Below are 23,724 nucleotides of genomic sequence, written 5' to 3' on the forward strand. Positions count from 1 at the left end.
GGGCCATCCAGGCAATTAAAAGGTTTCCCAGTTCTCATCACCGCGCGGTGATGGCTGGCGAATGCCTTCTGACGGACTTTCTAAACGTAAATTTTTTGCCGCCGTAGTCTTGTTAACGGCCTGCGTGACAATTTCTTTACCAATATTGAAGGCAGAAACCGCTTGTTTTAAGTTACTGGCCTGATCTTCCAGCGCCGCAGCGGCTGCAGCAGACTCTTCCACCAGCGAGGCGTTCTGTTGTGTTACGCGATCCATCTCCGTCACTGCCTGACCGACCTGGTCAATACCACGGCTCTGTTCGTCGGATGCAGAGGCAATTTCACCCATGATGTCGGTCACGCGCGTCACCGCACTGACGATCTCATTCATGGTATCGCCCGCGCTCTCAACCAGCACTGAGCCGGTGTTAACGCGACCAACGGAGTCTTCAATCAGGCCTTTAATCTCTTTTGCCGCCTGTGCGCTGCGCTGGGCCAGGTTACGAACCTCACCGGCTACCACGGCAAAGCCTCGTCCCTGTTCGCCAGCTCGCGCGGCTTCAACCGCTGCGTTCAACGCCAGGATGTTGGTCTGGAAAGCGATACCATCAATGACGCTGATAATGTCCGCAATTTTCCGTGAGCTGCCGGCAATTTCTTTCATGGTCGTGACCACGCCATCAACGACTTTGCCACCCTGCTGCGCGGTTTCAGAGGCATTAAGCGCCAGCTTTGAAGCCTGACGGGCATTTTCCGCATTTTGTTTTACGGTCGCGGTAAGTTCTTCCATGCTGGCCGCCGTTTGCTCCAGCGATGCCGCCTGCTGTTCGGTTCGGGAAGAAAGATCGTTATTACCGACGGCGATTTCGCTGGCCCCGGTATAAATTGCATCTGCGCCGTCTCGCACGGTGCTGACGGTGCGCACCAGAGAACGTTGCATGTCCTGCAGCGAGGTCAGCAGATCGCCAATTTCATTACGTACGCTAATGTTGATGGGCTGCGTGAGATCGCCGCCTGCGATGTGCTGAATATGTTCAATGCTCTCTTTGAGCGGTCGAATAAGCAGGCTGCGCATCAGGTTCCAGACCAGCACAATCACCAACAGCGTGACCAACAGCGTCCCTACAACCAGCATAATCATGCGTTGATAGGCGGCATTGTTGGCATCCACGCCCTGCTGACTGAGTTGAAGGTTGTAGTTTAGCCAGGCATCGTAGTCTTTCTGGAATTTGTCCTGATAGCTCTGCGTCGGCTGGTCTACAAACCCTTTAAAGTTACCGTTGCCAAGAAATACGATCAGTTCCGCGAGTCCGTCATGGAATTGCTTATAGTTTGCCTGCAGCGTCAGTACGTTTTCTGCAGTTTTGCCTTTCTCAGAAAGATTGGCATTGAACATGGCATAGCCTTCTTCCGCACGCTTTAATTCACTATCTGCCAGCGCCACCAGCTCTTTAACGGTGGCACCTGAGCCGGCCATTTGCCCATCCTGCAAATAACGGATCCCGGCGCGGTTTAAGGTATTTCGCGCCTGTACCAGTGCGACCCAAGAGGTGCCCATGGCGCGTTGAAGCGTACTCAGACGTTGGTTATAGGCAAAATTTTCTTTATCTTCTGTCACCGTCTTATAGAACACGCCACCCGAAAAAATTTGCAGTAGCGCGAACAGTGCCAATACACAGAGAAGACCGGAGACAACACGTACTCGACTAAACATAGAAACCTCATTCATTAGCAATTCGATTCTGTTTATCGGCCCGGACGTGCGGAACTTTACGGCCAGCGTGAAGACAGGTTCACGCTGGCCGTAAAAAGAGGTTGGGAAAACTTAAACGCGCGAGATTTTAAAGACGGATACGGCCTGGGACAGGGCGCTGGCCTGTTGCTCCAGCGCGGCGGCCGCGGCGGCTGACTCTTCGACCAGCGAGGCGTTCTGCTGTGTCACACGATCCATTTCTGTTACGGCCTGGCCCACCTGATCGATGCCGCGACTTTGCTCGTCAGATGCAGAAGCGATTTCGCCCATGATATCGGTCACGCGTGTTACCGCGCCCACGATGTTATTCATAGTGCTGCCCGCGCTTTCAACCTGAAGCGAGCCGCTGTTAACGCGTGCCACTGAATCTTCGATTAACCCTTTGATCTCTTTTGCTGCCTGAGCACTGCGCTGTGCCAGACTGCGGACTTCACCCGCCACCACGGCAAAGCCACGGCCCTGCTCACCGGCACGCGCCGCTTCTACGGCAGCGTTAAGCGCCAGAATATTGGTCTGGAAAGCAATGCCGTCGATAACGCTGATAATGTCTGCGATTTTCTTCGAACTGCCGGCAATTTCCTGCATGGTGGTCACCACGCCATCCACCACTTTACCGCCCTGCAGCGCGGTTTCGGATGCGGTTTGTGCCAGTTGAGAAGCCTGACGTGCGTTATCTGCGTTCTGTTTTACCGTCGCCGTTAACTGCTCCATGCTGGCTGCCGTTTGTTCAAGCGAAGCTGCCTGCTCTTCCGTACGCGCAGACAGATCGTTATTCCCGGCCGCGATTTCACTGGCGCCGGTGAAAATGGCATCACACCCACTGCGAACCTCACCCACGGTCGATACCAACGAATGCTGCATCTCATGGATGCCGGCGGCCAGTTGGCTCATCTCATTGCGGCCTTCCACCAGAATGGGTTGCGTCAGGTCGCCAGAAGCAATGGTGCGAATATCCACCAGCAGACGTTGAAGCGGTTGAATCAAGAGCTGACGCAGTCCAAACCAGCAGCCCAGAATAACCACAATCACCAGCACGCCCACCATGCCGAGCATCCACATCATCTGCGTGAAGGCCTGTTGATTCTGCTCTGCGCCGTGTGCGGACAGTTCGCTTTGCTTCAGGCGCCATGCGGAATAGGTGGCCTGCATCGCCTGCTGCTTCTGTTCAATATTTTGTTTAAACATGCCTTCCAGATCTTTCGCTTTCAGGCTGGCGATCATGCCGCGCAGACCGGTCAGATAGGCCTTAAAATCGTTTTGCAGTCGATCGCGCATTTCCGTATCTGCGCCCGGTGTTTCCGGAATCGCGTTAAATTCTGCCAGGTACTGCTCACCTTTATTCGCCTCGTTAACGGCTTTCTCTGTCAGGCTGTCCAGCTGGCCGCCGTTCATTTGAGACGCCAGGCTGGTTTGCAGGCGCAACATTGCGCGGTTGAGGGTGGTACGAGACTGGTTCAGCGCCATATAGGCATCGGTCATCGCCGCAACGTTCCGGGTGGAAATTTGTGACAGTGCAAAGGCCTCTTTATCATTATTCAGCGCTGACCAGAACAGGCTGCCTGACAGCAGCTGCATGGCACCGAAAAGCATCAGTACCGCGATAAGACTGGTCACGACTTTTATTCGTTTTAACATCTTTTTCCCCGAGCATAAAAAGTAAAGTGCAGGGGCTGTATCGGCGGGAAAGAGAGAGGGTTTAGTCAACTTCAGTGAAAAAGCGGCAATTAGGGCTTTTGTAATTATTGATATCAGCTGAGGGTGTTTTTTAGTGGCCCAGGTCACAGACAACAGGGGAAAAATGAGAGGTGGAAGCGATGCGTGGGTTAAGCGGATCACACTAATTCAGGCTGTACACAAGACACAGAACCTCACGGGCCAGCCTGGACTGACCCGTGAAGAAGGATTATGCCGTACGCAGGTTATCGACCAGCGCCATCTCTTCGCTGCTCAGCAGCTTCTCGATGTCAACCAGAATCAACATGCGGTCGCCGAGCGCACCCAGACCGGTGAGGTACTCGGTGGACATTGTCACGGCAAACTCAGGTGAAGGACGGATCTGTTCCTGCGTCAACGACAGCACGTCAGACACGCCATCAACCACGATACCGACGACGCGGTTTTCCAGATTAAGAACGATTACGACCGTATTCTCATTGTACTCAACGTCTGCCTGTGCAAATTTCACACGCAAATCGATGATAGGCACAATCACGCCACGCAGGTTCGTTACGCCGCGAATAAAATCCGGCGTGTTGGCAATGCGGGTTACCTGATCGTAACCACGAATTTCCTGAACCTTAAGAATATCGATGCCGTACTCTTCATCACCCAGCGTGAACACCAGGAACTCCTGGCCCACGGTTTCGCCAGCAATTTTTGTCACGGTTGCCATTCCACTCATGTTATTTACCCTTTCGTTATCAATCAGGCGGCAGCGCCGGCCACACGTTTTTCACGGTTAAGTGACTGCAACGCCGAAACGTCAACAATCAGCGCCACGCTGCCATCGCCGAGGATGGTGGCGGCTGAAATCCCTGGTACTTTGCGATAGTTGCTTTCCAGGTTTTTAACAACAACCTGATGCTGACCAATTAACTGGTCTACCAACAGGGCGTAGCGTTTGCCCGCGCTTTGCAAAATGACCACGATGCCCTGTGTCGCTTCTGTTTTGGCATCTTTCACATCAAAGACGTTCCACAGTTCAACCAGCGGCAGATATTCGCCACGGACTTCCAGAACACATTCGCCACCCGCCAGCGGTTTCAACTCTTCTGCGCGAGGCTGCAATGATTCCATCACCGCATTCAGCGGCAGAATAAAGACTTCATCCGCGACGCGTACAGACATGCCATCAAGGATGGCCAGCGTCAGCGGCAGCAGGATACGGATTGTGGTGCCTTTGCCCTGTTTAGAGGCAATTTCGACATGACCACCCATTTCCTGGATATTCCGTTTCACAACGTCCATGCCCACGCCGCGGCCGGACACGTCCGTGACCTGTTCTGCGGTGGAGAAGCCTGGCGCGAAAATCAACATGCCGACTTCTTCGTCGCTCATGTTTTCATGAACCGGTAGACCGGATGACAGTGCTTTAGCAAGAATACGCTCACGGTTGAGGCCCGCACCGTCATCGGAGACTTCGATACAGATGTTGCCGCCCTGATGTTCTGCGGACAGCGTCAGGTTGCCCGTCGCGACTTTTCCTGCGGCAATACGCTTATCAGGCGATTCAATGCCGTGGTCCAGGCTGTTACGCACCAGGTGCGTTAACGGATCGATAATGCGTTCAATCAGGCTCTTATCCAGTTCGGTCGAGCTGCCGAGTAAGGTCAGTTCGACTTCTTTGCCCAGTTTACTGGCCAGATCGCGAACCAGACGCGGGAAGCGGCTGAATACGTATTCCATCGGCATCATACGAATCGACATCACCGACTCTTGCAGGTCACGCGCATTACGCTCCAGCTGGCCCATGCTGTTCAGCAGCTCGCCGTGCGCCACCGGATCCAGTTCGCCAGAGCGCTGTGCCAGCATTGACTGCGTGATCACCAGCTCACCCACCAGGTTAATCAGCTGATCGACCTTCTCAACGGCAACACGGATGCTGCTGGATTCGCTGGTCTTCGCCGGTGCGGCAACGCGCTTGCTTTCGCGTTTGGCTGCGGCAACGGGCAATTCGGTAACGGTCGCGGTCTGTACTTCGGCCACCTCAGGCTCAGCGGCGCGCGCTGTCGCGGCTGGGGCTGCGTCGCCCGCCTCCGGGAAGCGAATCTGGGATTCATCAATCACAAAACAGAGCACGGCGACGATATCGTCTTTGCCAACGCCCGTAATGTGGCACTCAAGCGAGTTGCTGCCTTTCTTGACATCGCTGATTGTGCCGAGGTTACCCAGCTCTTCCAGCATCAAATCAATGTCTTTTTCTTTCAGATCGACCAGTTGCAGATGAACGCCATCGGCGCCTGCTTGCGCGGACTCTGCCTGACTGACCGGTGCATCAAGGGCAACCACCACCGGCGCTTCAACCGGCAGACCTTTAGCCTCTAACGCCAGCTGGCGTAATGCTTCACAGATATACTTGAAGCTTTCCGCGTTAGGCTCTTGCGCGGTTTTATAAGCATCGAGCTGTTCCTGCATAATATCTTTAGTTTCCAAAAACAGATTGATGATGTCGGTGCTGAGCTGCATTTCGCCGCGACGAGCACCATCCAGAATGTTTTCCAGGATATGGGTTGTTTCCTGTAAAACCGTAAAACCAAAGGTTCCTGCCCCGCCTTTAATGGAGTGGGCGGCGCGGAAGATGGCGTTAAGCTGTTCAGAGTCAGGTTCCTGGGGATCGAGTCCCAACAGGTGTTGCTCCATATCCGCTAACAGCTCATCGGCTTCATCAAAAAACGTCTGGTAAAAATCGCTGATGTCCATGCTCACGGGAATCACCTCTGCTGTGAGGGGGCTGCTGTAGTGACCGCACCAGCCGACGAAGCTGACGGCGCGGAGGTTGTTTTAACCGCACCAGCCGATGACGCTGGCGGTGCAGAGGTTACTGTTATCACCGTACCCGTCGATAAGGCTGACGGCGCGGGAGATACGGTTGTTACCGCACCAGTCGAAGACGCTGGTTGTGCGGACGTTGCTGTTTTCACCGCACCCGCTGAAGACGCGGGCTGCGTGGAAGTGCCTGTTTTCACTGTGCCGTTCGCCGGGGCGGACGGCGAAGACGCTGTCGTTTTCATCGCACCGCCTGCCGAGGCGGACCGTGCTGAGGTTGCGGTTTTCACTGCACCCGCTTTATCTGCTGCTGTACCGATGGAGGCTGAAGGTTCGGTAATTTTCTCAAACGCAGCCGGATCGCTAACCTGCACGGCATCACTTTCAGCATTCTCTTTTTCAATGGCGGCTTCGGTATCGTGGTTCAACACCAGCAAACTAATACGGCGGTTCACGGCATCATCCCCCCCGCGGTTTTTCAGTTTCATCGTGTCAGCCATGCCGACAATACGAAGAATCTTTCCACCATCCAGCCCGCCAATCACCAGTTCCCGACGTGACGCATTGGCGCGGTCAGCAGAGAGCTCCCAGTTGCTGTAGCCTTTATCACCACCGGCGTACTGAATATCATCCGTATGCCCCGCGATACTGATTCGGTTTGGGATGTCGTTCAGAACCGGGGCAATCGCGCGCAAAATGTCGCGCATATAAGGTTCAACTTCTGCGCTGCCGGTTTTAAACATTGGGCGATTCTGACTGTCGATAATCTGAATACGCAGCCCCTCTTCCACCATGTTGATGATCAAATGCGGACGCAGTGCTTTCAGGCGCGGGTCGGCTTCAATCAGCTGGTCGAGCTTTTCACGTAACCGGTTGAGGCGAATCTCATCCAGCTTGCGTTTCTGCGCATCCATATCCACAACCTTCTTAACTTCACCCTCTTTCTTCGTTGGGTCGTCACCGCCACCCGGGATAGGGCTGCTGCTGTCGCTGCTGCGTTGTCCACCCGTCAGCGCCACTTTTAAGGGCGTCTGAAAATATTCCGCTATCTGAATCAACTGCTGTGGGCTGGCGATCGACAGCAGCCACATCACCATAAAAAATGCCATCATCGCCGTCATGAAGTCGGCATAAGCGATTTTCCATGAACCATGCCCTCCTTCATGTTTCTTATGTTTGCGCTTTCTAATCAGCACAATTGGGCGATTGCCATGTTTCATGAGGTCTGATCCGAAGTCTGTTTAGCCGGGTTCTTCGCGTTGCGTACGTGCTCTTCCAGTTCACTGAACGAAGGACGCTCGGCGGAGTAAAGCGTTTTACGGCCAAACTCGACGGCGATTTGTGGCGCATAGCCGTTCAGGCTTGAAAGCAGCGTCACTTTTACGCACTGCATCATCTTGGTTGTTTCTGCACATTTCTGACGTAACACTGACGCCAGCGGCGAAATAAAACCGTATGCCAGTAAAATCCCGAGGAAGGTTCCCACCATTGCATGGGCAACCAGCGCACCTAACTCTGCGGCTGGGCGGTCGGCTGACGCCAGGGCATGCACTACGCCCATCACCGCGGCGACGATACCGAAAGCCGGCAGACCATCGCCCACTGCTGCGATACTTTGCGCAGGAACTTCACACTCGTGTTCGTAGGTTTCAATCTCTTCATCCATCAATGCTTCGATTTCGAAGGCATTCATGTTGCCACTGACCATAAGGCGTAAATAGTCAGTGATGAAATCTACTAACTGTTTATCGGCTAAGATGCGGGGATAATTAGCAAAAATTTCGCTCTGAGCGGGATCTTCAATATCGCGCTCCAGTGACAACATGCCTTGCTGGCGTGATTTCGCCATCAGGCGATACAGCAGCGCCATCAAATCCATATAGACCGCTTTGTTGTATTTCGAGCCACGAAACAGGAGCGGCAGGGCCTTCAGGGTCTTCTTGATCGATTTACCGTTGTTGCCCACCAGAAACGCACCGACGCCCGCCCCGGCGATCATCAGCAGTTCTGCAGGCTGGTAAAGCGCGCCAAGATGGCCGCCCACTAAAGCGTATCCGCCCAACACGGAACCTAATACAACGATGTAACCTAAAATTATCAGCACAAAAAATCCTTACGTCCGTAACGTGTTGGTCGACGTTAAGCCAGAAACCCAGGTGATGTTCACCACGTGGAGGCAAAAAAAAAGCAGCGGGATTAACCGCTGCTGGATGACTTCCACATTGCGAACAAATTTAAACGGCGTGTTTAACCTGTTCATCCAGCAGTTGTGGAAAGATATCGGCAGTATCTGCAGAAAGTTTACGTCTTTTTACGGCACGTGATGGTGGCTGGCACAGGCTGCAGACAAAGCTGCCAACAGGCTGATGTGCATGATTAATAAAGCTGCCGTTGCAGCTTTTACAATCCGATAATTCCAGCATACCGCTTTCGACGAATCGCACCAGGGTCCAGGCGCGTGTCAGCGCCAACAGCGGGCCCTCGTCCGATTGCGGGCACTGCTCAAGATAGAGGCGGTAGGCTTTGATTACCGCATCAATACCTTTGCTCAAACCGGTTTTCAGTAAGAAAGTCCAGGCGTTACAGAACATGGAAGCATGAATATTTTGTTCCCACGTCATGAACCAGTCAGTAGAGAAAGGCAACATGCCTTTAGGTGGTGGACTACCACGCAACTCTTTATACAGTTTAATCAAGCGACCGCGGCTCAGCTGCGTTTCGCTTTCCAGCATTTGTAACCGCGCACCCAGGGTAATCAGCTCCATGGCGAGCTGAATATCGCGCGCTTCCTGAACAATACTTTTTTCACCCATTATACCGCCCTCTTTTTAGTAGGCGCGGCGTCTTTAGACGCGCTGCGTAATAAACGGCTGGATAACAAAATCCCGGTGTGGATCTGTTGCAAATCATCCACGCGAGATTCCTGCGTCAGGCGATTAATAACGGTGCTATCGGTAAAACGAAACTGACACACAAGTTGATTGGTCTCAGCTAATTTTACCATTTCAGGTAAGGTTAATTCTGACAACGCATCTGCCATCTTTTCATCGATCCCGAGGCGAAACATTGCCGAAGCTTTTTCCTGGTTAATTAATCGCTGCGCGAGCAGTAAATATGACAAGTTGATATCGTAAATATGTTTTAGTAATTCAGATGTACCCATTTTTCCATCCTGAGAGACGCGACGTAACTTACCGCAGATAACATCTCTGCGTATCGAGCTGCTGGTTGGTAAATCTAAAGATGGCAAAAATAATTAAACATAAAAGGCAAATGGTTCTGAGTGCTGCTTCTTTTTACGACCCTGTGTTTTGGGTCAGAAGTCAATTTTTTCAGTCCACCTTATTCTTAAGTCTTCAACCTTCTTCCGTGAGGCCTTCATACATTTTTTAAGACTAATCCGAAAACAAGGCAAATCTATATCGTCTGATCCTCACATACAACGACAGTTCAGTGAAATTTTGGATAAAGTGTGACACAGGTCACACTTTTGAGCCTTTTTTCTTCAGAAATACTTTATGATCACATTTTGACTGTGTGTTTTTTGAGCTAAATTACGTTTTTTTTGTATGGATTTGTCCTAACCAGGACTTAATTAGCAACAAAACGGCCGCAAAAGCCAAATCAGACCGTTGAGGTCAGGTTTATGTTCACGAATCCAATTTGTACCCTATTTAGAACCATTCAAAACCATAAAAGCAGTGGAATGTGCTGCCAGCAGAAACAATTATTTGTTTTTAAATTAGTCAGTTAGCGTTTTACTGCAGAGTAAGGGGCAACAGCCATGTCCGGCAGGCGATGGGGATTAGGCGCGTTCTGGCAATCCGTTGTAAAGGGTGACAGCAAGGTGTTTAGAGGGTGATCGTCGATGTAACAAGGAGTTACATTAATAACGTGAATGAATTGCAGGCAAGATAGTTTTATGCACTAAGAGTATCGGCCCAGATCTTCAAAACTTTAGCTTAACCAGGTAAAAATAGTGTTTTGACATTTTAATGGGTCATTTTGACAGCAAAAGTGCCGGAATAGTGTCCTGCCGCGGTACGGGACCGCCTTTGAGTTAAGGGTAACTGATTAAAACATAAGGAGCGTTTGCAGACGGCAAGCGAGGGTCAAATACGACAAACAGCAAGCCATCCCTGGCTTGCTGCGGCATCAGGCGAGTTTTGGAAATGTGGCCACTTTATTCGCCATTCCATGATCGGCGCTACGTGGCGCAATCTTTTCGAGATCGCGTAGGAAGCTTTCGCGCCATGCGGTGATGTCGTTCTTACGCAGAACCGCCATCATATCGTTATAGCGAGAAATTCTTTCCGTGCGCGGCATAGTAATGGCTTTGTCCAGCGCAGCGGCCACCTCATCCCGGTCATAGGGATTCACGATCAATGCCGAGGTCAGCTCATTCGCCGCACCGGCAAAGCGGGACAGTACCAGTACGCCCGGGTCATCCGGGTCCTGTGCCGCAACATACTCTTTCGCAACCAGGTTCATCCCATCACGTAACGGCGTCACCAGCCCCACGTCGGTAAGACGGAAGATTTTCATCAACAGACGACGGTCAAAGTGCTGGTTAAGGTAGTACAGCGGCGTCCAGCCCAGCGTCCCATATTTACCGTTAATGCGCCCTGCTTCGGTTTCAAGCTGATGACGAATATCCTGGTAAGCCTGCACATCACCGCGTGACGTGGGCGCAATCTGAGAATAGCGAATTTTGCCGTGATGCTGAGGGAAGTTTTCCAGCAGCGCCTCGTAAGCCAGGAAACGTTCTGGTAACCCCTTGGAGTAGTCCAGACGCTCACAGGCGATGATGTTGCGGGCATCGCCCAGCTCTTTTTTCATCGCGGCCATCTTCGGTGGCAACGGCCCTTCAGCCATCTCTTTAATGCTGTCGGGTTCAATCCCTATCGGGTAGACCTCTGTCATAAAGGTATTGCCATAGGCGCGGTGTTTCTTGTCACCCTTATTCTGCAACTGGGTCAACTGGCTGACACTGTCGAGGAAAGCCACACGATCTGATTCTGTCTGGAAGCCCAGCAGATCGTATTCGCACAGCATCTCCAGCAGTTCCTTATGAGGAGGCAGCGCGTTGAAAATTTCCGGCGTAGGGAAAGGAATATGCAGGAAGAAGCCGATACGGTTGTTAATGCCAGCCCGACGCAATGCAGCGGCAAAAGGTAAAAAGTGGTAATCGTGGATCCACAGAATGTCATCCGGCTTAATCAGCGGCTTTAATCGCTGCGCGACCGCATCATTGACCTCACAGTAGCCTTCCCAGGCTTCGCGCTGGAACTGAACTAAGTCTAACCGGTAGTGAAAGGCGGGCCAGATAACGGTGTTTGAAAACTGGCAGTAGTAAAGATCGTATTCGTTCTGGCTCAGAGGGAAAGAGGCATATTCAATACCGTCATGTTCCATTACCGATACCGGATTTTCTTCTTCACCTGAAAACTCACTGATCTCACCGTTCCAGCCAAACCAGAGTCCGCCCGTGCTCTTCAGCGCGTCCAGAATGCCGACGGCCAGGCCGCCAGCACCGGTTTTGTTCCCATTTGGCATGGCGATACGGTTAGATACAACCACTAAACGACTCATAACCTACACTCCTTACCAATGTTGTCTTGCTCTAATTGTAATCGTGTTGTTTCAAGCCAGGCATAGACATCCGTAACGTCATGTAAACGATAATGCGCCTGACTGGGGCCTTCCCCCACTTTTATAGAGATTCCCTGCAGGGCATTCACCGCAGCGAATCCTTTTTCATCGGTCAGGTCATCCCCGATAAACACCGGGATACGGCCTGAGAATGGGGCTTCCTGCATAAATTTATGGACGGCTGCGCCTTTATCAATCCCGGAGGGTTTGATTTCTACAACGCATTTGCCGGGTTGCAGCGCAAGGCCGTTAAAACGCGCCACCGCAGCCTGAGCCAGTTGCATGACATCCTGTTCGTGCTGCGGCGCGCGACGGTAATGAAGCGCGAAAGCCATGCCTTTGGCTTCCAACTGCGTACCCGGCCACTGCTCCATCGCCTCCTCAAGCAGGCGTTTGAGCGGACGTTCAACATCATCTGGCAAAGTCACCCGATGCAGTTCGCCTGTCGCATCGCGCCGTTCAGCACCATGCACGCCTGCTGCCGGTGCCCGCATAGGCGCCGCCAGCGCATCCAGTTGTTCGACAGGTCGGCCAGAAACCAGCGCCAGTGCGCCATGGCATAACGATGAGAGCCGTTGCAGTTCTGCGACGACATTTTCTGGAATGAATACAGCATCGGGCTGGGACTGAATCGCTGCCAGCGTGCCATCGACATCAAAAAAGAAGGCATACAGACCGCCGCTCAATGACGGAAATGAGGCATCACTATCTGCCATCTGGGTCACGTGTCTTCTCCTGTAAATAGGTTCATCATCAGGACATCACAGCAGAGGACGTTTCAGCAAGAGGTTGGCTCAAGGCCATGTGAAGTAAGGATACTGCGTGGTAAAACCCTGCAATTCAACAACCCTTTTTCAAAAAACAAATGTGTTTTGATGCTGATAAATCCGCTGGCTGCTATTGTCGCCCCATAAAGTGTAGTCGCTAAATTTCGTTCTGCCAGGAATATGCATTTCCTGTGCCAGCCGTCTCGCTTTCCAATGCCCTGGACTGGCCCGGACCGATCCCTGAGCGCTTACCGTGTTTTTATCAAGCGCTCAACAATGAAATAAAAGTGTAATAAATGGCCCTGTTTAAGGTTTTCTTAATCTTTAATCAGCAGACTGTTTAAAATTATTGTCAACTCATTCGCGCGTACACGGATGGACGGTCTTTTGTTGGTTTCATGAACGCTTTTTAATCGGTGATAATAGTAATTAATGACTTTCCATCCGTCCTGGATTAATAATTCCTTTCCGTATGAAATCATTTTTTGGGCGTCGCTTTCCCCTATTACTGATTACGTCCTTTTGGCAATGTGGCATTTTATGTTTTGCTATATCGCGACAGCTTTATTGCCCTGGCAAGGTTTTCGTCATACGGCGTTGCCATTCGTCTGAATGTGGCATTGCGTCAGGCAGTCTCTCAGCGTTATCACGGCATTCGGTAAAGGTTACGCGTCGTTTGCCATCGATTAATAGGGTGAGATTCCCTGACGCAATAGGCGTTTACGTTGCTTTCGGTCACAATAGCCGGGGCGCTTGTCCTGTTCACCCCCGCGATGGGGACTCAAACACGCTTTATCTGCCTTTCTCACTGCCAGCGCCGATTCGTAAAGGGTTTCAGAACTTATGAAAATATTGATTGTTGAAGACGATGCCCTGCTACTTCAGGGGCTGGTACTGGCACTGGAAGGTGCAGGCTACGTGTGCGATGGTGTTTCAACGGTCCGCTCTGCCGAAGCCCACCTTGCCAGCGGACTTTACAGCTTGGTGGTGCTGGATATCGGCCTGCCGGACGAAGACGGCCTGCATTTACTGCAACGCCTGCGTCGTCAAAAGCAGATGCAGCCCGTTTTAATCCTGACCGCACGCGATACCATTGAAGAGCGCATAGCCGGACTCGATGCCGGCGCTGATGACTATTTGATTAAGCCTTTTGCGCTGGATGAGTTGCTGGCACGGATTCGCGCGCTGATCAGGCGTCACGTTAACCAGGGCGATTCCCGCCTCGAAGTGGGTAATCTGTCACTGGATATGACCCACCGCCAGATTCATCTGGATGACGTGCTGCTCGACCTGACGCCCAAAGAGTTTTCCATTCTGTCCCGGTTGATGTTGAAAGCAGGCCATCCGGTTCACCGTGAGTTGCTGTATCAGGACATCTACAACTTTGATAATGAGCCCTCCACCAATACGCTGGAAGTCCATATTCATAACCTGCGCGACAAGGTGGGCAAAGCCACGATCCGAACGGTTCGCGGTTTTGGCTATGCCTTATCTCAGCCGCGCGCAGAAAACGAGTCATCACCCGAATGAATCCCTACCGTTCTGGCAATACCATGCGTTTCCGGCTGATGCTCACGATTGGCATGATCATGCTGTTTTTTCAGTTGATCAGCGTGGCCTGGCTCTGGCATGAGAGTAAAGAGCAGGTGCAGTTTTTGGTGGAAGCCAACCTGCTTAACCGCAACATGGATAAGCACGTGGATAAAGAGGTCCGTGAAGCCATCCTGAGCCTGGCGCTGCCCAGCCTGGTCATGATTAGCCTGACGCTACTGCTGTGCTATCAGGCGGTAAGATGGATCACGCGCCCGCTTTATCAACTGCAGCATGAGCTGGAAAGCCGGAGTGAGGTGAACCTCGAGCCGATTATCTTTGAAGGCTCCGTTCAGGAGATTGATGCCGTCACGCAGTCCATTAACCGACTTGTTGCGCGGTTGACCGCCAGTCTTGAACGCGAACGCCTCTTTACTGCCGATGTTGCTCATGAACTGCGTACGCCGCTCGCTGGGCTGCGTTTACATCTTGAACTGTTACAGCGCAACCAGGCCGTCGATACACAACCGTTATTACAGCGGCTTGATCAGATGTCTGGCAATGTCTCTCAACTGTTGCAACTCACGCGTGCAGGTCAGCAGTTCACCTCTGGCAGTTATCAGAATGTTGAGATAGTAGAGGAAGTCATCCTGCCGATGGAGGCTGAGTTGAGTGCAATGCTGGAGACGCGCGAGCAGACTCTGACCCTGGAGGTCGAGGACATGTTCCGGGTGAAGGGCGATGCCATCTTGCTGAGAATGCTACTGCGTAACCTGGTAGAGAATGCTCATCGCTACAGTCCATCGGGGGGAAACATTACGGTGCGCAGTGAGGCAACAGCCGGGCTGTCGCTCATCATTGAGGATGAAGGGAACGGCATTGATGAAAGTATGCGCGGTGAACTGAGTAAAGCCTTTGTACGCATGGATACCGGCTACGGCGGCATTGGCCTGGGGTTGAGCATTGTCAGCCGGATTGTCCAGCTCCATGGCGGACAATTCCTGCTGGAAAATCGCCCAGATCGTTCAGGCTGCCGCGCCAGGGTAAACTTTGCTACTGCGTGATTTAGCCGTTGAACCAGCAGACCAGAAACGCAATCACTGTGCCGGCGGCAATAAGCACGGCAAGATATTCGCTGAGGCTGCGAGACGGAACAGAACTGACGGATACGGTGGGGGTTTTCATCGATCTCTCCAGTGATGTTTTATGCAGTATCGCTTCCTTATATTAAGGAAACATTAACCTGCCGCGCTTTCAGGCTGCCCGCCAGGCGCAGGCGATCGATCCCTGCTACGCTAAATCATTCGTCTCACGCCATGCCATCACCCCGCTAAAACCTGGCAACGGCCTGAAATGCCTTGTGTGACGTTGAAAACGATCGATCTCATCCCCACCTCTTTCCTTCAGACCAGACAGGAGTAATTTTATGGCTATCCAATATGCAGTGATCGCAGGCGGCTGTTTCTGGTGTACAGAAGCGGTCTTTAAAGATGTGATCGGCGTTGAGTCAGTGGAAAGTGGTTATACCGGCGGTGCGCGCCCTAATCCCACCTACGAGCAGGTGTGCAGCGGCGCAACCGGTCATGCCGAAGCCATTCGTATTGGTTTTAATGCTGAAAAGATCAGCTATGGCGATTTGCTGGACATCAGCTTTGCGACCCACGATCCGACCCAGCTCAATCGTCAGGGCAATGACATCGGTACACAGTATCGTTCCGCGATTTTTGTTGAGACGCAGGAGCAGGAAGCCGAAGCCAAAGCGGCCATCGCGCGTGCCCAACAGGATCATGCTGAGCCTGTTGTGACCACCATTGAACCGTTAAAAGCCTGGTATCCCGCTGAAGGTTATCATCAGGATTACTGGGAAGGCGCCGGTCAGCGCAACGGTTACTGCATGGCGGTGATTCCCCCCAAACTGCAAAAGCTGCGCAAGAGTTTTGCCAACCGCGTAAAAACCGCGCAGTAAGCTCAGGCAACTCAGCGAATCTCCCCTTCTGTTACGCTGTGCAATATCGCGTTTTTGGCGCCAAAAAACCGCGATTTGCGCAGCCTTAACGCGATTCGTTCAGAGCTTAAGCGAATAGAAAAAAAGAGAAAAATAGTGCTTGACCGTTTCAGGCCGACTCCTTATAGTAGCGCCCCGTTGACCCAGCGCGGTCAGCAACAATTTGCGGTGAGGTGTCCGAGTGGCTGAAGGAGCACGCCTGGAAAGTGTGTATACGGCAACGTATCGGGGGTTCGAATCCCCCTCTCACCGCCATCTTCAAAGAAGAGTCCAGACTAACCTCTGGACTTTTTTTTTTGCATATTCTGCGCCGAGGGGGATGAGAAGCCCCGACCGGGGTTCGACAAAACGGCCCGCCGTTTTGCATGGCCGTCAGGCCACCCGCAGGGCGAGCGCAGCGAGTGAATCCCCCTCTCACCGCCATATTCAAAGAAGAGCCTGAACTCACGTTCAGGCTTTTTTTTATATATTCTCCGCCGAGGGGGATGAGAAGCCCCGACCGGGGTTCGACAAAACGGCCCGCCGTTTTGCATGGCCGCAAGGCCACCCGAAGGGCGAGCGCAGCGAGTGAATCCCCCTCTCACCGCCATCTTCAAAGAAGAGCCTGAACTCACGTTCAGGCTTTTTTTTACATATTCTCCGCCGAGGGGGATAAGAAGCCCCGACCGGGGTTCGGCGTCTAGATACCTTGATGCTTAGAGGTAAAGAGTTCAGGGCCGTTATCGCGAAGGAGTTGTAGCATCCGCATCACCGGTGGGCTCGGTGTGATTTCACCTCGCTCCCATTTCGATACGCTATCGACCGTCATGCCAAATGAGAGCGCCACAAGCGATTGCGACATTCCCCAACGCATGCGCACGTCTTTGATTTCAGTTGCTGTCATGGGCTTTACTGATGCAATACGGGCACGGAGTTCACGATTTTTTGCGCGCTTTGCTATGGACTCCACTTCTTCATCTGTTGCCAGTCCTAACGCGTGAAACGCTTTCGCATCTTCAAGTAGTTCACTCAATTCGGCGGGTTCAGTTTTCATTACATTTAACCTCTCTGACCATTCCGCTTCTGACGAGCAGGCTCATCACTTCACTATTTGCACGGAAAAACATTCTTGCCACATCCCTGTAGGTATCCAGCTGATCTTCATCGATTTCCCTGGCGTATTTCCTCGACAAGTTTTTGACCCATCCATCGTAATAAACCAGGTTGGTGCCTTGTCTGAAGAAGATGACCGTTCGCGCGCCGCCACGCTTGCCTTGGTGAAGAGCAAGACGCTTTTTAATAACGCCACCGCCTAAGTCAGCCTCAAACACGCCAGTAAAAACGTCACCTGCTGCGTAACACAGGACGCTGTCTGTCAGACACGTTTTTTTAAACACTCTGTCAAAACGTTTATGAACATAAAGCGTAAAAACCATGAAAAGTCCCTTTTCGTTATGGCGAGAATTATAGTAATGATTACTACACTTCACAAGCCAAAGGCCCCTGGTCTTACGTCCAAATGGATCTGAAGCTATTTGTAAAAAAGCAAGAAATCCAATCGGTGCGCATCGCCATTACCGCTGGCCATGAATAACACCCGCCCACACTATCAGCGATTCAGATTCCCCACTCACCTGTTCACGCCTTGCGTACGCGAAGTGCGAGCCGCTCCCCAAAAAATTACGCGCTACGAAATGTATCCCCTACCAATACAAAGGGCCGGCCGGTGTACCCGGCAGGCCCTTTAACACATTCACCCGTTACTTTTTATCCAGCGACCATGTCGCGCTGCGGACATCGACCTTCACCGGCAATAAACCGATTTGTGTAAATTTATCTGCCAGTGCCTGCTGCTCTTTGAAAACATCCGGCGTCATGCGCTCGGCCCCTAAGGGCATTCTTGCCAGCGCGCGCTGCCAGATAGGTTCGGGCAGGCCAGTCGAGCCAGACAGAATTTTCGCGGCTTCGCCCTGGTTTTTATTGGCCCAGCTGCTCAGCTTTTGCAGCTCTGAAAGAACCTCTTTGGCCTCGTCTGGATGACCTTCCGCAAATTTGCGGCTGGCCAGATAAAAGGTGTAGTGCGGTACCAGCCCCTCGGCATTTTTAAGCAGCCGCGCGCCGGCGGTGGTTTCTACTTCCGCCAGGTAAGGGTCCCAGATGACCCATGCATCTACAGCGCCTCGCTGGAAAGCCGCTCGCGCATCAGCAGGAGGAAGATAAACCGGCGTGATATCCTTGTATTTTAGCCCCGCCTGCTCAAGGGCTGATACCAGAAGATAATTCACATCCGATCCCTTGTTCAGGGCGACGCGCTTGCCTTTTAAATCCTTGACACTTTTTATCGTCGAATCCGCAGGCACCACTATGGCTTCGGTTTGTGGATTTGCCGGTGAATGGCCCAGATAAACCAGGTCAGCCTGCGCGGCTTGCGCAAAAGTTGGCGGCGCATCACCCGTTGCGGCCAGATCGATGCTGCCTATGTTGAGCCCTTCCAGCATTTGCGGTCCCGCCGGAAATTCCACCCAGTGCACGGCAATCCCCTGCTTTTTGAATTCACTGTCGAGCGTGCCCCGGTATTTCAGTAAGGCAAAAATGTTGGCTTTCTGAAAACCGATATTCACTACCCTGGGTTTCTCTTCTGCGTGTGCCGTCACGATGCTGCTAATGTGCGCGACCGCAAGCAGTGCGCTGAATATGATTTTTTTCATGTCTCTTTCCTGAGTGGTGTTGTCGTCAGCGCAACATAGCAAATCAGGCCTCAACGCCTTAATGCGTAAAACTTCTATCTTTAGTCATAAAACGTCATTGCGACCACACCGCGTCACGTACGTTAATCGCGCGGGGAAACAGGCCCAGCGCGTAGAAACGATCCGCGATTCTTTGCTGCTCACGAATGATCGCCAGATTCATTGGTTGCGTCTGGTGGCTCCGCCGGGCCAGCGCCAGGCGCAGCGCGCGATCAGACATCCCCAGCTCCCCGGCCAGCAGCCCGGCGGCCTCTTTAGGATGGGCATCAATGTAGCGCCCCGTCTGCTCCAGCGCAGTTACCAGTATTTCTAATAGGTCTGGAGACTGGTTCGCGAAGTGGCGATCGGCAAGATAGAACTGATGGTTATTCACCCGCCCTACGCCGTCGGCAATGACCCGGAGCTGTTCCCCTTTTTCTGCCTCGCTCAGCAGAGGATCCCACATCATCCATGCATCAACGGCATTCAGATCGCTGGGCGTGAGCGGGTATTTAGGCGGCGCGTACACAATCCGCACGTCCTCTGGCGTCATCCCCGCCTCATCAAGGATTTGCAGCAGCAGAAAATGCACGTTGGAACCTTTATTTACGGCAATACGTTTGCCTCTTAAGTCTGCCATCTGGTTTATCTGACTGTGCTTAGCCACCAGCAGCGCCACGCTTTGTGGCGCGGGCGGCTCCCAGGCAACGTACACCAGAGAACAGTGACTGGCCTGGGCAAATAACGGCGGCACTTCGCCGGTGGTGCCAAAATCAATTTCCCGATTGCTCAGCGCGTGCAGCAGCTGAGGCCCGGCGGGAAATTCGCTCCACAGGATGCTGACGTTTTGCCCGGCCAGCTGCTGTTCAAGCTGCTGGCGCGCTTTGAGGATGCCAAGGTTGCCAAACTTTTGATAACCAATGCGCAACTCGCGCTCCTGCGCGCCCGTTGTTGACGCGGTGCGAAGGGTTGACGTCAGGCTGCGACGCGGCTTGATGATGCCGTAATGGCCAAGATGCGTACGCAGGCTGTTACGGCTAATCCCCAGCAACGCCGCGGCCTGTAACTGGTTGCCCTGGCTTAGTTCATAGGCATTTCTCACCAGTGCCTCAATGACGCGGGGATAAAGTGGCGTGTCACTGCACTGGATCTGCTGGCGAATAAAATCATCAAGCGCATCCTGCTTTTGTACCCGCCCCGTGCCCGTCACCGTGCCCAGCCGCAGCTGTTGTGGTTCTACCTGCGGTGTTTCACAGAGCAGCACCGCGTTGTGTAATGTATTTTCCAGTTCCCGTATATTCCCTGGCCAGGAATGGGCCTTGAGCGTTTCCATTGCCTCGTCGCTCAGGCGCAGCTGCGGTCGCCCCAGTCGGCGCGCATAGCTTTGCAGAAAATAGTTAGCCAGAACCGGGATATCCTCACACCGCTGGCGCAGCGGCGGCAAGGCAACGCTGGCGACGTTTAACCGGTAGTAGAGATCCTCGCGAAACCGCCGCTCGGCTATCGCAGTCGTCAGATCGCGGTTCGTCGCAGCAATCACCCGGACGTCAACCTTTACTGCGCGAGAAGACCCCACGCGGGTAATTTCCCTTTCCTGCAGTACGCGAAGCAGTTTGACCTGAAGCGGCAGGCTCAGCTCGCCGATTTCATCCAGCAGTAACGTCCCGCCCTGCGCGGCCTCAAACCAGCCACGATGACGGTCGGTCGCGCCGGTAAATGCCCCCTTCTCATGACCAAAGAGTTCTGATTCTGCCAGGCTCTCCGTTAGCGCACCGCAGTTCACTGCCATAAAGGGCGCATGGCGGCGCGGGCTGTGATGATGCAGATAGCGCGCCATCACCTCTTTGCCCGTGCCGGTTTCACCAATGATTAATACGGTCGCGTCCGTGGGCGCCAGCTGATCCAGAATATGCCTGAACGCCAGGGAAGCAGGGTCAATTAAATCGGGGCCAGCGTGCTGCATAGCGCGTTCCTGCTGAGTGAGTGAGAGAGCGCTAAAGATATCCCTTGTTGCGGCCAGAAACGAGCCGCTGCCCAGCGTGAATTGCTGCAAATACAGCAGCATCCGTCACACATTGCTGCATTTGCAGCAGTCGCCGCCGCCGCAATAAAAATCTATCTTATTGATATTAAAAAATAAAAAACACTTAACCTGTTGGCACGTATCCTGCTTAAAGCTATATAACTGAAAATTAACTTTCTAATTGCCAATTTCAAATATCGTTATAAAGGAATCTACTAATGCCTGATACCGCTGAAAAAAACATCAATCTTTTTTGGTTCTTACCGACACATGGTGACGGGCGTTATTTGGGAACCACCCAAGGCGGCAGAGCGGTAGACCTGCCCTATCTGCAACAGGTAGCCCTTGCCGCCGATAATCTGGGTTTCTATGGCGTTTTAATTCCCACTGGAAAAAGCTGCGAAGATGCCTGGCTGGTAGCCTCTGCGCTGGTGCCGATTACCAAACAGCTGCGTTATCTGGTAGCCGTCCGGCCGGGATTGCAGCCACCCAGCCTGGCGGCGCGCATGGCGGCTACGCTGGATCGTCTGTCTGAAGGACGTTTGCTGATCAATGTGGTGACCGGCGGCGATCCGGTTGAAAACAAGGGCGACGGCATTTTTCTCAGCCACGCAGAACGTTATCAGGTCACCCGTGAGTTTCTTGATGTCTATTCCCGCCTGCTTAAAGGAGAGAAAGTGGACTATCACGGGGAACATATTCACGTGGAAGGGGCTGAAATTCTCTTTCCACCGGTACAGGCCGAAGGTCCACCGCTTTATTTCGGTGGCTCATCCGATGAAGCGGTTGACGTTGCAGCCCGTCAGGTTGATACCTATCTGACCTGGGGCGAACCCTTAGCGCAGGTTGCCGCTAAACTTGAAGGGGTGCGGAAGCGCGCAGAGGAACGCGGCAGGACGCTTTCCTACGGTATTCGTCTGCACGTCATCGTGCGGGAAACCGAGGAAGAAGCCTGGGCCGCGGCGGATAAGCTGATCGCACATCTGGATGAAGACACCATCGCCGCCGCCCAGAAAATCTTTGCCAGGATGGATTCGACCGGACAGGCTCGCATGAGCGCACTCCACGGTGGCTCGCGTGATGGACTGCGCATCGGTCCCAACTTATGGGCTGGCGTCGGTCTGGTACGCGGCGGCGCGGGTACCGCGTTGGTGGGAAATCCGCAGCAGGTCGCGGAACGGATTCGGGAATACCAGGCGCTGGGCATTGATAACTTTATTCTGTCCGGTTATCCGCATCTCGAAGAAGCACACCGGGTTGCCGATTTGCTGATGCCGCTGTTGCCGCTTTCAACCCCTGCGGGAAATAAACAGCGCACGGTTAATACCGGTCCTTTTGGCGAAACCATCGGAGGCGACCGTCGTCCCGAAAAACAGGCCAGTGCAAGCTAATCAGAGAGGCAGTGTATGTCCGAGCAGCATATTGTCATTGTGGGTGGAGGATTCAGCGGAACGGCGCTGGCCGTTCATCTTGGTCGTCTGGGCGGCCCGGGCCTGCGCGTCACGGTCATCGAACCCCGCGCGCAGCTGGCCCAGGGCGTAGCTTACTCGACCACCGATCCGGCGCATCGCACCAACGTCCCCGCCTCGCGTATGCAACTCGCCGGCGACGAGGAAGGCAGCTTTGAGCGCTGGTTCCGTGCCTCTGCCGCATTTGCCAGGGATGCGGCGGCTGAATGGCACGACGGCACGGTTTTTCCGCAGCGCAGGCAGTTTGGCCAGTGGGTCAGTGAACAGTTTAGTGCAGTAAAACAGCATTCCCCTGTTGAGCTGTTGCATGTGCAGGACCGCGCCGTTGCGCTGCGACAAGGTACGGTCAGCACCGCATCCGGCGCACATCTCGATGCTGATATCGTGGTACTGGCCATCAGCCATCCCGCGCCTCAACTTCCCTCAGCCCTGGCCTCGCTGGCACCTCACCCGGCACTGATTGCCGATCCCTGGCGGGAAGGTGCCCTGTCACAGATTGCGCCTGACGACCGGGTTGCCATTGTGGGTACCGGCTTAACCATGTCAGACATGGTTGCGACCCTGGACCGTCAGGGACATCGCGGGCCAGTCACCGTCTTTTCCCGACGCGGTCAGCTTCCGCGTTCCAGCCTCACTGAGGACAATTTCAGCTGGCATCTTGGTATTGATTTCAGCAAACCTCTGGGCGTTCGCGCCTGGCTACGCCGGATCAGACAGGAAATTCACCAGGCGGCGGCCAGGCACATCCCGTGGCAGGTGGTGTTCGATGAGGTCCGTCACAACGGTCAGGCGATTTGGCAAAGCCTGTCGCTGGATGAACAACGGCGTTTCCTGCGGCATCTGCGGCCATGGTGGGACGTTCACCGTTATCGGATTGCCCCCCAGGTTGGGCAGGTGTTAAAGCACCACCAACGCAGCGGCACACTCCGCGTGCTCGCCGCACGACTGACCGCGGCGGCGGCGTTGCCCTCTGCCGTCAGGCTCAGCCTGCAACCGCGTTTCGGCGGCGTACAGGCGCTGGAGGTGGACAAGATCATCGTCACCACCGGTCCTGCGCATGGCGCGTTGATTGAGCGCGATGCGTTACTCAACCAGCTGGCTCAGGATGGCGTTATTCAGTCCGATCCGCTGGCGCTGGGAATTCATGTCAATGCCCGGTCACAGACGCTAAACCCCAAGGGCCAGGCGAATCCTCATCTGTATGTGGTCGGGCCTGCGGCGCGCGGACGTTTTGGTGAATTAATGGGCCTGCCGCAGGTTGCCACACATGCTGAGGCCGTCGCACGCCAGTTGCTCAACCTCACTGATGACACGCGTCATGAGCGATGTCCCCTTTCTCTGACTAATTAATTTACCC

At 53.4% G+C, this 23,724-nt stretch carries 19 protein-coding genes, 1 tRNA gene and 2 other RNA genes; 8 read left to right on the top strand and 14 right to left on the bottom strand.

The features are described 5' to 3' along the window. Positions 1-15: 15 nt before the first annotated feature. The 10 genes from ACPXSQ_RS07805 to otsB all read right to left on the bottom strand — a co-directional run bounded on the left by ACPXSQ_RS07805 (position 16) and on the right by otsB (position 12,593). Positions 16-1,692: a methyl-accepting chemotaxis protein gene (locus tag ACPXSQ_RS07805; protein WP_041457997.1), complete on the bottom strand. Its 1,677-nt coding sequence runs from the start codon at positions 1,690-1,692 to the stop codon at positions 16-18. Between the two features lie 111 nt (positions 1,693-1,803). Next, complete coding sequence (locus ACPXSQ_RS07810) at positions 1,804-3,366, bottom strand: methyl-accepting chemotaxis protein (protein WP_014605658.1); 1,563 nt, start codon at positions 3,364-3,366, stop codon at positions 1,804-1,806. Between the two features lie 268 nt (positions 3,367-3,634). Next, positions 3,635-4,132, bottom strand: a complete 498-nt coding sequence (cheW, locus tag ACPXSQ_RS07815; protein ID WP_013026106.1) for a chemotaxis protein CheW — start codon at positions 4,130-4,132, stop codon at positions 3,635-3,637. Between the two features lie 23 nt (positions 4,133-4,155). After that, positions 4,156-6,150 carry a chemotaxis protein CheA gene (gene cheA / locus ACPXSQ_RS07820; protein ID WP_029568857.1) on the bottom strand — a complete coding sequence of 665 codons (1,995 nt, stop codon included), beginning with the start codon at positions 6,148-6,150 and terminating at the stop codon, positions 4,156-4,158. Between the two features lie 11 nt (positions 6,151-6,161). After that, positions 6,162-7,436, bottom strand: coding sequence for a flagellar motor protein MotB (gene motB, locus ACPXSQ_RS07825; protein ID WP_019105769.1), 1,275 nt, complete (start codon positions 7,434-7,436; stop codon positions 6,162-6,164). Continuing rightward, positions 7,433-8,320: a flagellar motor stator protein MotA gene (gene motA, locus ACPXSQ_RS07830; RefSeq protein ID WP_006120238.1), complete on the bottom strand. Its 888-nt coding sequence runs from the start codon at positions 8,318-8,320 to the stop codon at positions 7,433-7,435. The genes motB and motA overlap by 4 nt, the downstream gene beginning before the upstream one ends. Positions 8,321-8,450: 130 nt before the next feature. Next, positions 8,451-9,029: a flagellar transcriptional regulator FlhC gene (gene flhC / locus ACPXSQ_RS07835; RefSeq protein ID WP_013026109.1), complete on the bottom strand. Its 579-nt coding sequence runs from the start codon at positions 9,027-9,029 to the stop codon at positions 8,451-8,453. Then, on the bottom strand, positions 9,029-9,379 hold the full coding sequence (gene flhD, locus ACPXSQ_RS07840; protein WP_006120236.1) for a flagellar transcriptional regulator FlhD: 351 nt from the start codon (positions 9,377-9,379) through the stop codon (positions 9,029-9,031). Before flhD ends, flhC begins: the two co-directional genes overlap by 1 nt. A gap of 992 nt (positions 9,380-10,371) precedes the next feature. Next, positions 10,372-11,808: an alpha,alpha-trehalose-phosphate synthase gene (gene otsA, locus ACPXSQ_RS07845; RefSeq protein WP_013026111.1), complete on the bottom strand. Its 1,437-nt coding sequence runs from the start codon at positions 11,806-11,808 to the stop codon at positions 10,372-10,374. After that, on the bottom strand, positions 11,805-12,593 hold the full coding sequence (gene otsB, locus ACPXSQ_RS07850) for a trehalose-phosphatase (RefSeq protein ID WP_426143334.1): 789 nt from the start codon (positions 12,591-12,593) through the stop codon (positions 11,805-11,807). The genes otsA and otsB overlap by 4 nt, the downstream gene beginning before the upstream one ends. A gap of 885 nt (positions 12,594-13,478) precedes the next feature. On the opposite strand from otsB, the gene pmrA reads away from it, so the two are divergent. The 6 genes from pmrA to ACPXSQ_RS07880 all read left to right on the top strand — a co-directional run bounded on the left by pmrA (position 13,479) and on the right by ACPXSQ_RS07880 (position 16,759). Continuing rightward, positions 13,479-14,165, top strand: a complete 687-nt coding sequence (gene pmrA / locus ACPXSQ_RS07855; protein WP_013026113.1) for a two-component system response regulator PmrA — start codon at positions 13,479-13,481, stop codon at positions 14,163-14,165. Beyond that, entirely contained in the window at positions 14,162-15,229 is a 1,068-nt protein-coding gene (gene pmrB, locus ACPXSQ_RS07860) for a two-component system sensor histidine kinase PmrB (protein WP_042677317.1), read from the top strand. The genes pmrA and pmrB overlap by 4 nt, the downstream gene beginning before the upstream one ends. 362 nt (positions 15,230-15,591) lie before the next feature. Then, a complete protein-coding gene (gene msrA, locus ACPXSQ_RS07865) occupies positions 15,592-16,131 on the top strand; it encodes a peptide-methionine (S)-S-oxide reductase MsrA (RefSeq protein WP_288494293.1) in 540 nt (179 codons plus the stop codon). Positions 16,132-16,337: 206 nt separating this feature from the next. Further along, positions 16,338-16,425 (top strand) — tRNA-Ser (locus tag ACPXSQ_RS07870). A gap of 43 nt (positions 16,426-16,468) precedes the next feature. Then, positions 16,469-16,593: non-coding RNA, RtT sRNA (locus ACPXSQ_RS07875), on the top strand. A 41-nt stretch (positions 16,594-16,634) separates the two neighbouring features. Further along, positions 16,635-16,759, top strand: a non-coding RNA gene (locus tag ACPXSQ_RS07880) — RtT sRNA. Positions 16,760-16,849: 90 nt separating this feature from the next. On the opposite strand, the gene ACPXSQ_RS07885 is transcribed toward ACPXSQ_RS07880, so the two are convergent. The 4 genes from ACPXSQ_RS07885 to ACPXSQ_RS07900 form a co-directional block, all read right to left on the bottom strand. Then, positions 16,850-17,203, bottom strand: a complete 354-nt coding sequence (locus tag ACPXSQ_RS07885) for a helix-turn-helix domain-containing protein (protein WP_014605595.1) — start codon at positions 17,201-17,203, stop codon at positions 16,850-16,852. Next, complete coding sequence (locus ACPXSQ_RS07890) at positions 17,193-17,585, bottom strand: type II toxin-antitoxin system RelE/ParE family toxin (protein ID WP_426143338.1); 393 nt, start codon at positions 17,583-17,585, stop codon at positions 17,193-17,195. Before ACPXSQ_RS07890 ends, ACPXSQ_RS07885 begins: the two co-directional genes overlap by 11 nt. A 324-nt stretch (positions 17,586-17,909) precedes the next feature. Beyond that, positions 17,910-18,857 carry a sulfonate ABC transporter substrate-binding protein gene (locus tag ACPXSQ_RS07895; protein ID WP_015700094.1) on the bottom strand — a complete coding sequence of 316 codons (948 nt, stop codon included), beginning with the start codon at positions 18,855-18,857 and terminating at the stop codon, positions 17,910-17,912. Positions 18,858-18,951: 94 nt separating this feature from the next. After that, the gene (locus ACPXSQ_RS07900; RefSeq protein WP_026020924.1) at positions 18,952-20,838 is read right to left on the bottom strand and encodes an aliphatic sulfonate ABC transporter substrate-binding protein; all 1,887 of its coding nucleotides are present in this window, start codon (positions 20,836-20,838) and stop codon (positions 18,952-18,954) included. Positions 20,839-21,116: 278 nt separating this feature from the next. Between ACPXSQ_RS07900 and ssuD the strand changes: the two genes are divergently transcribed. Beyond that, positions 21,117-22,289, top strand: a complete 1,173-nt coding sequence (gene ssuD / locus ACPXSQ_RS07905; protein ID WP_013026120.1) for an FMNH2-dependent alkanesulfonate monooxygenase — start codon at positions 21,117-21,119, stop codon at positions 22,287-22,289. A gap of 15 nt (positions 22,290-22,304) precedes the next feature. Next, positions 22,305-23,717: an FAD/NAD(P)-binding protein gene (locus ACPXSQ_RS07910; protein ID WP_426143341.1), complete on the top strand. Its 1,413-nt coding sequence runs from the start codon at positions 22,305-22,307 to the stop codon at positions 23,715-23,717. Positions 23,718-23,724 lie beyond the last annotated feature (7 nt).

It is taken from the genome of Pantoea sp. EEL5, from assembly GCF_049892805.1.
In the GTDB taxonomy this organism is placed as follows: Bacteria; Pseudomonadota; Gammaproteobacteria; order Enterobacterales; family Enterobacteriaceae; genus Pantoea; species Pantoea ananatis.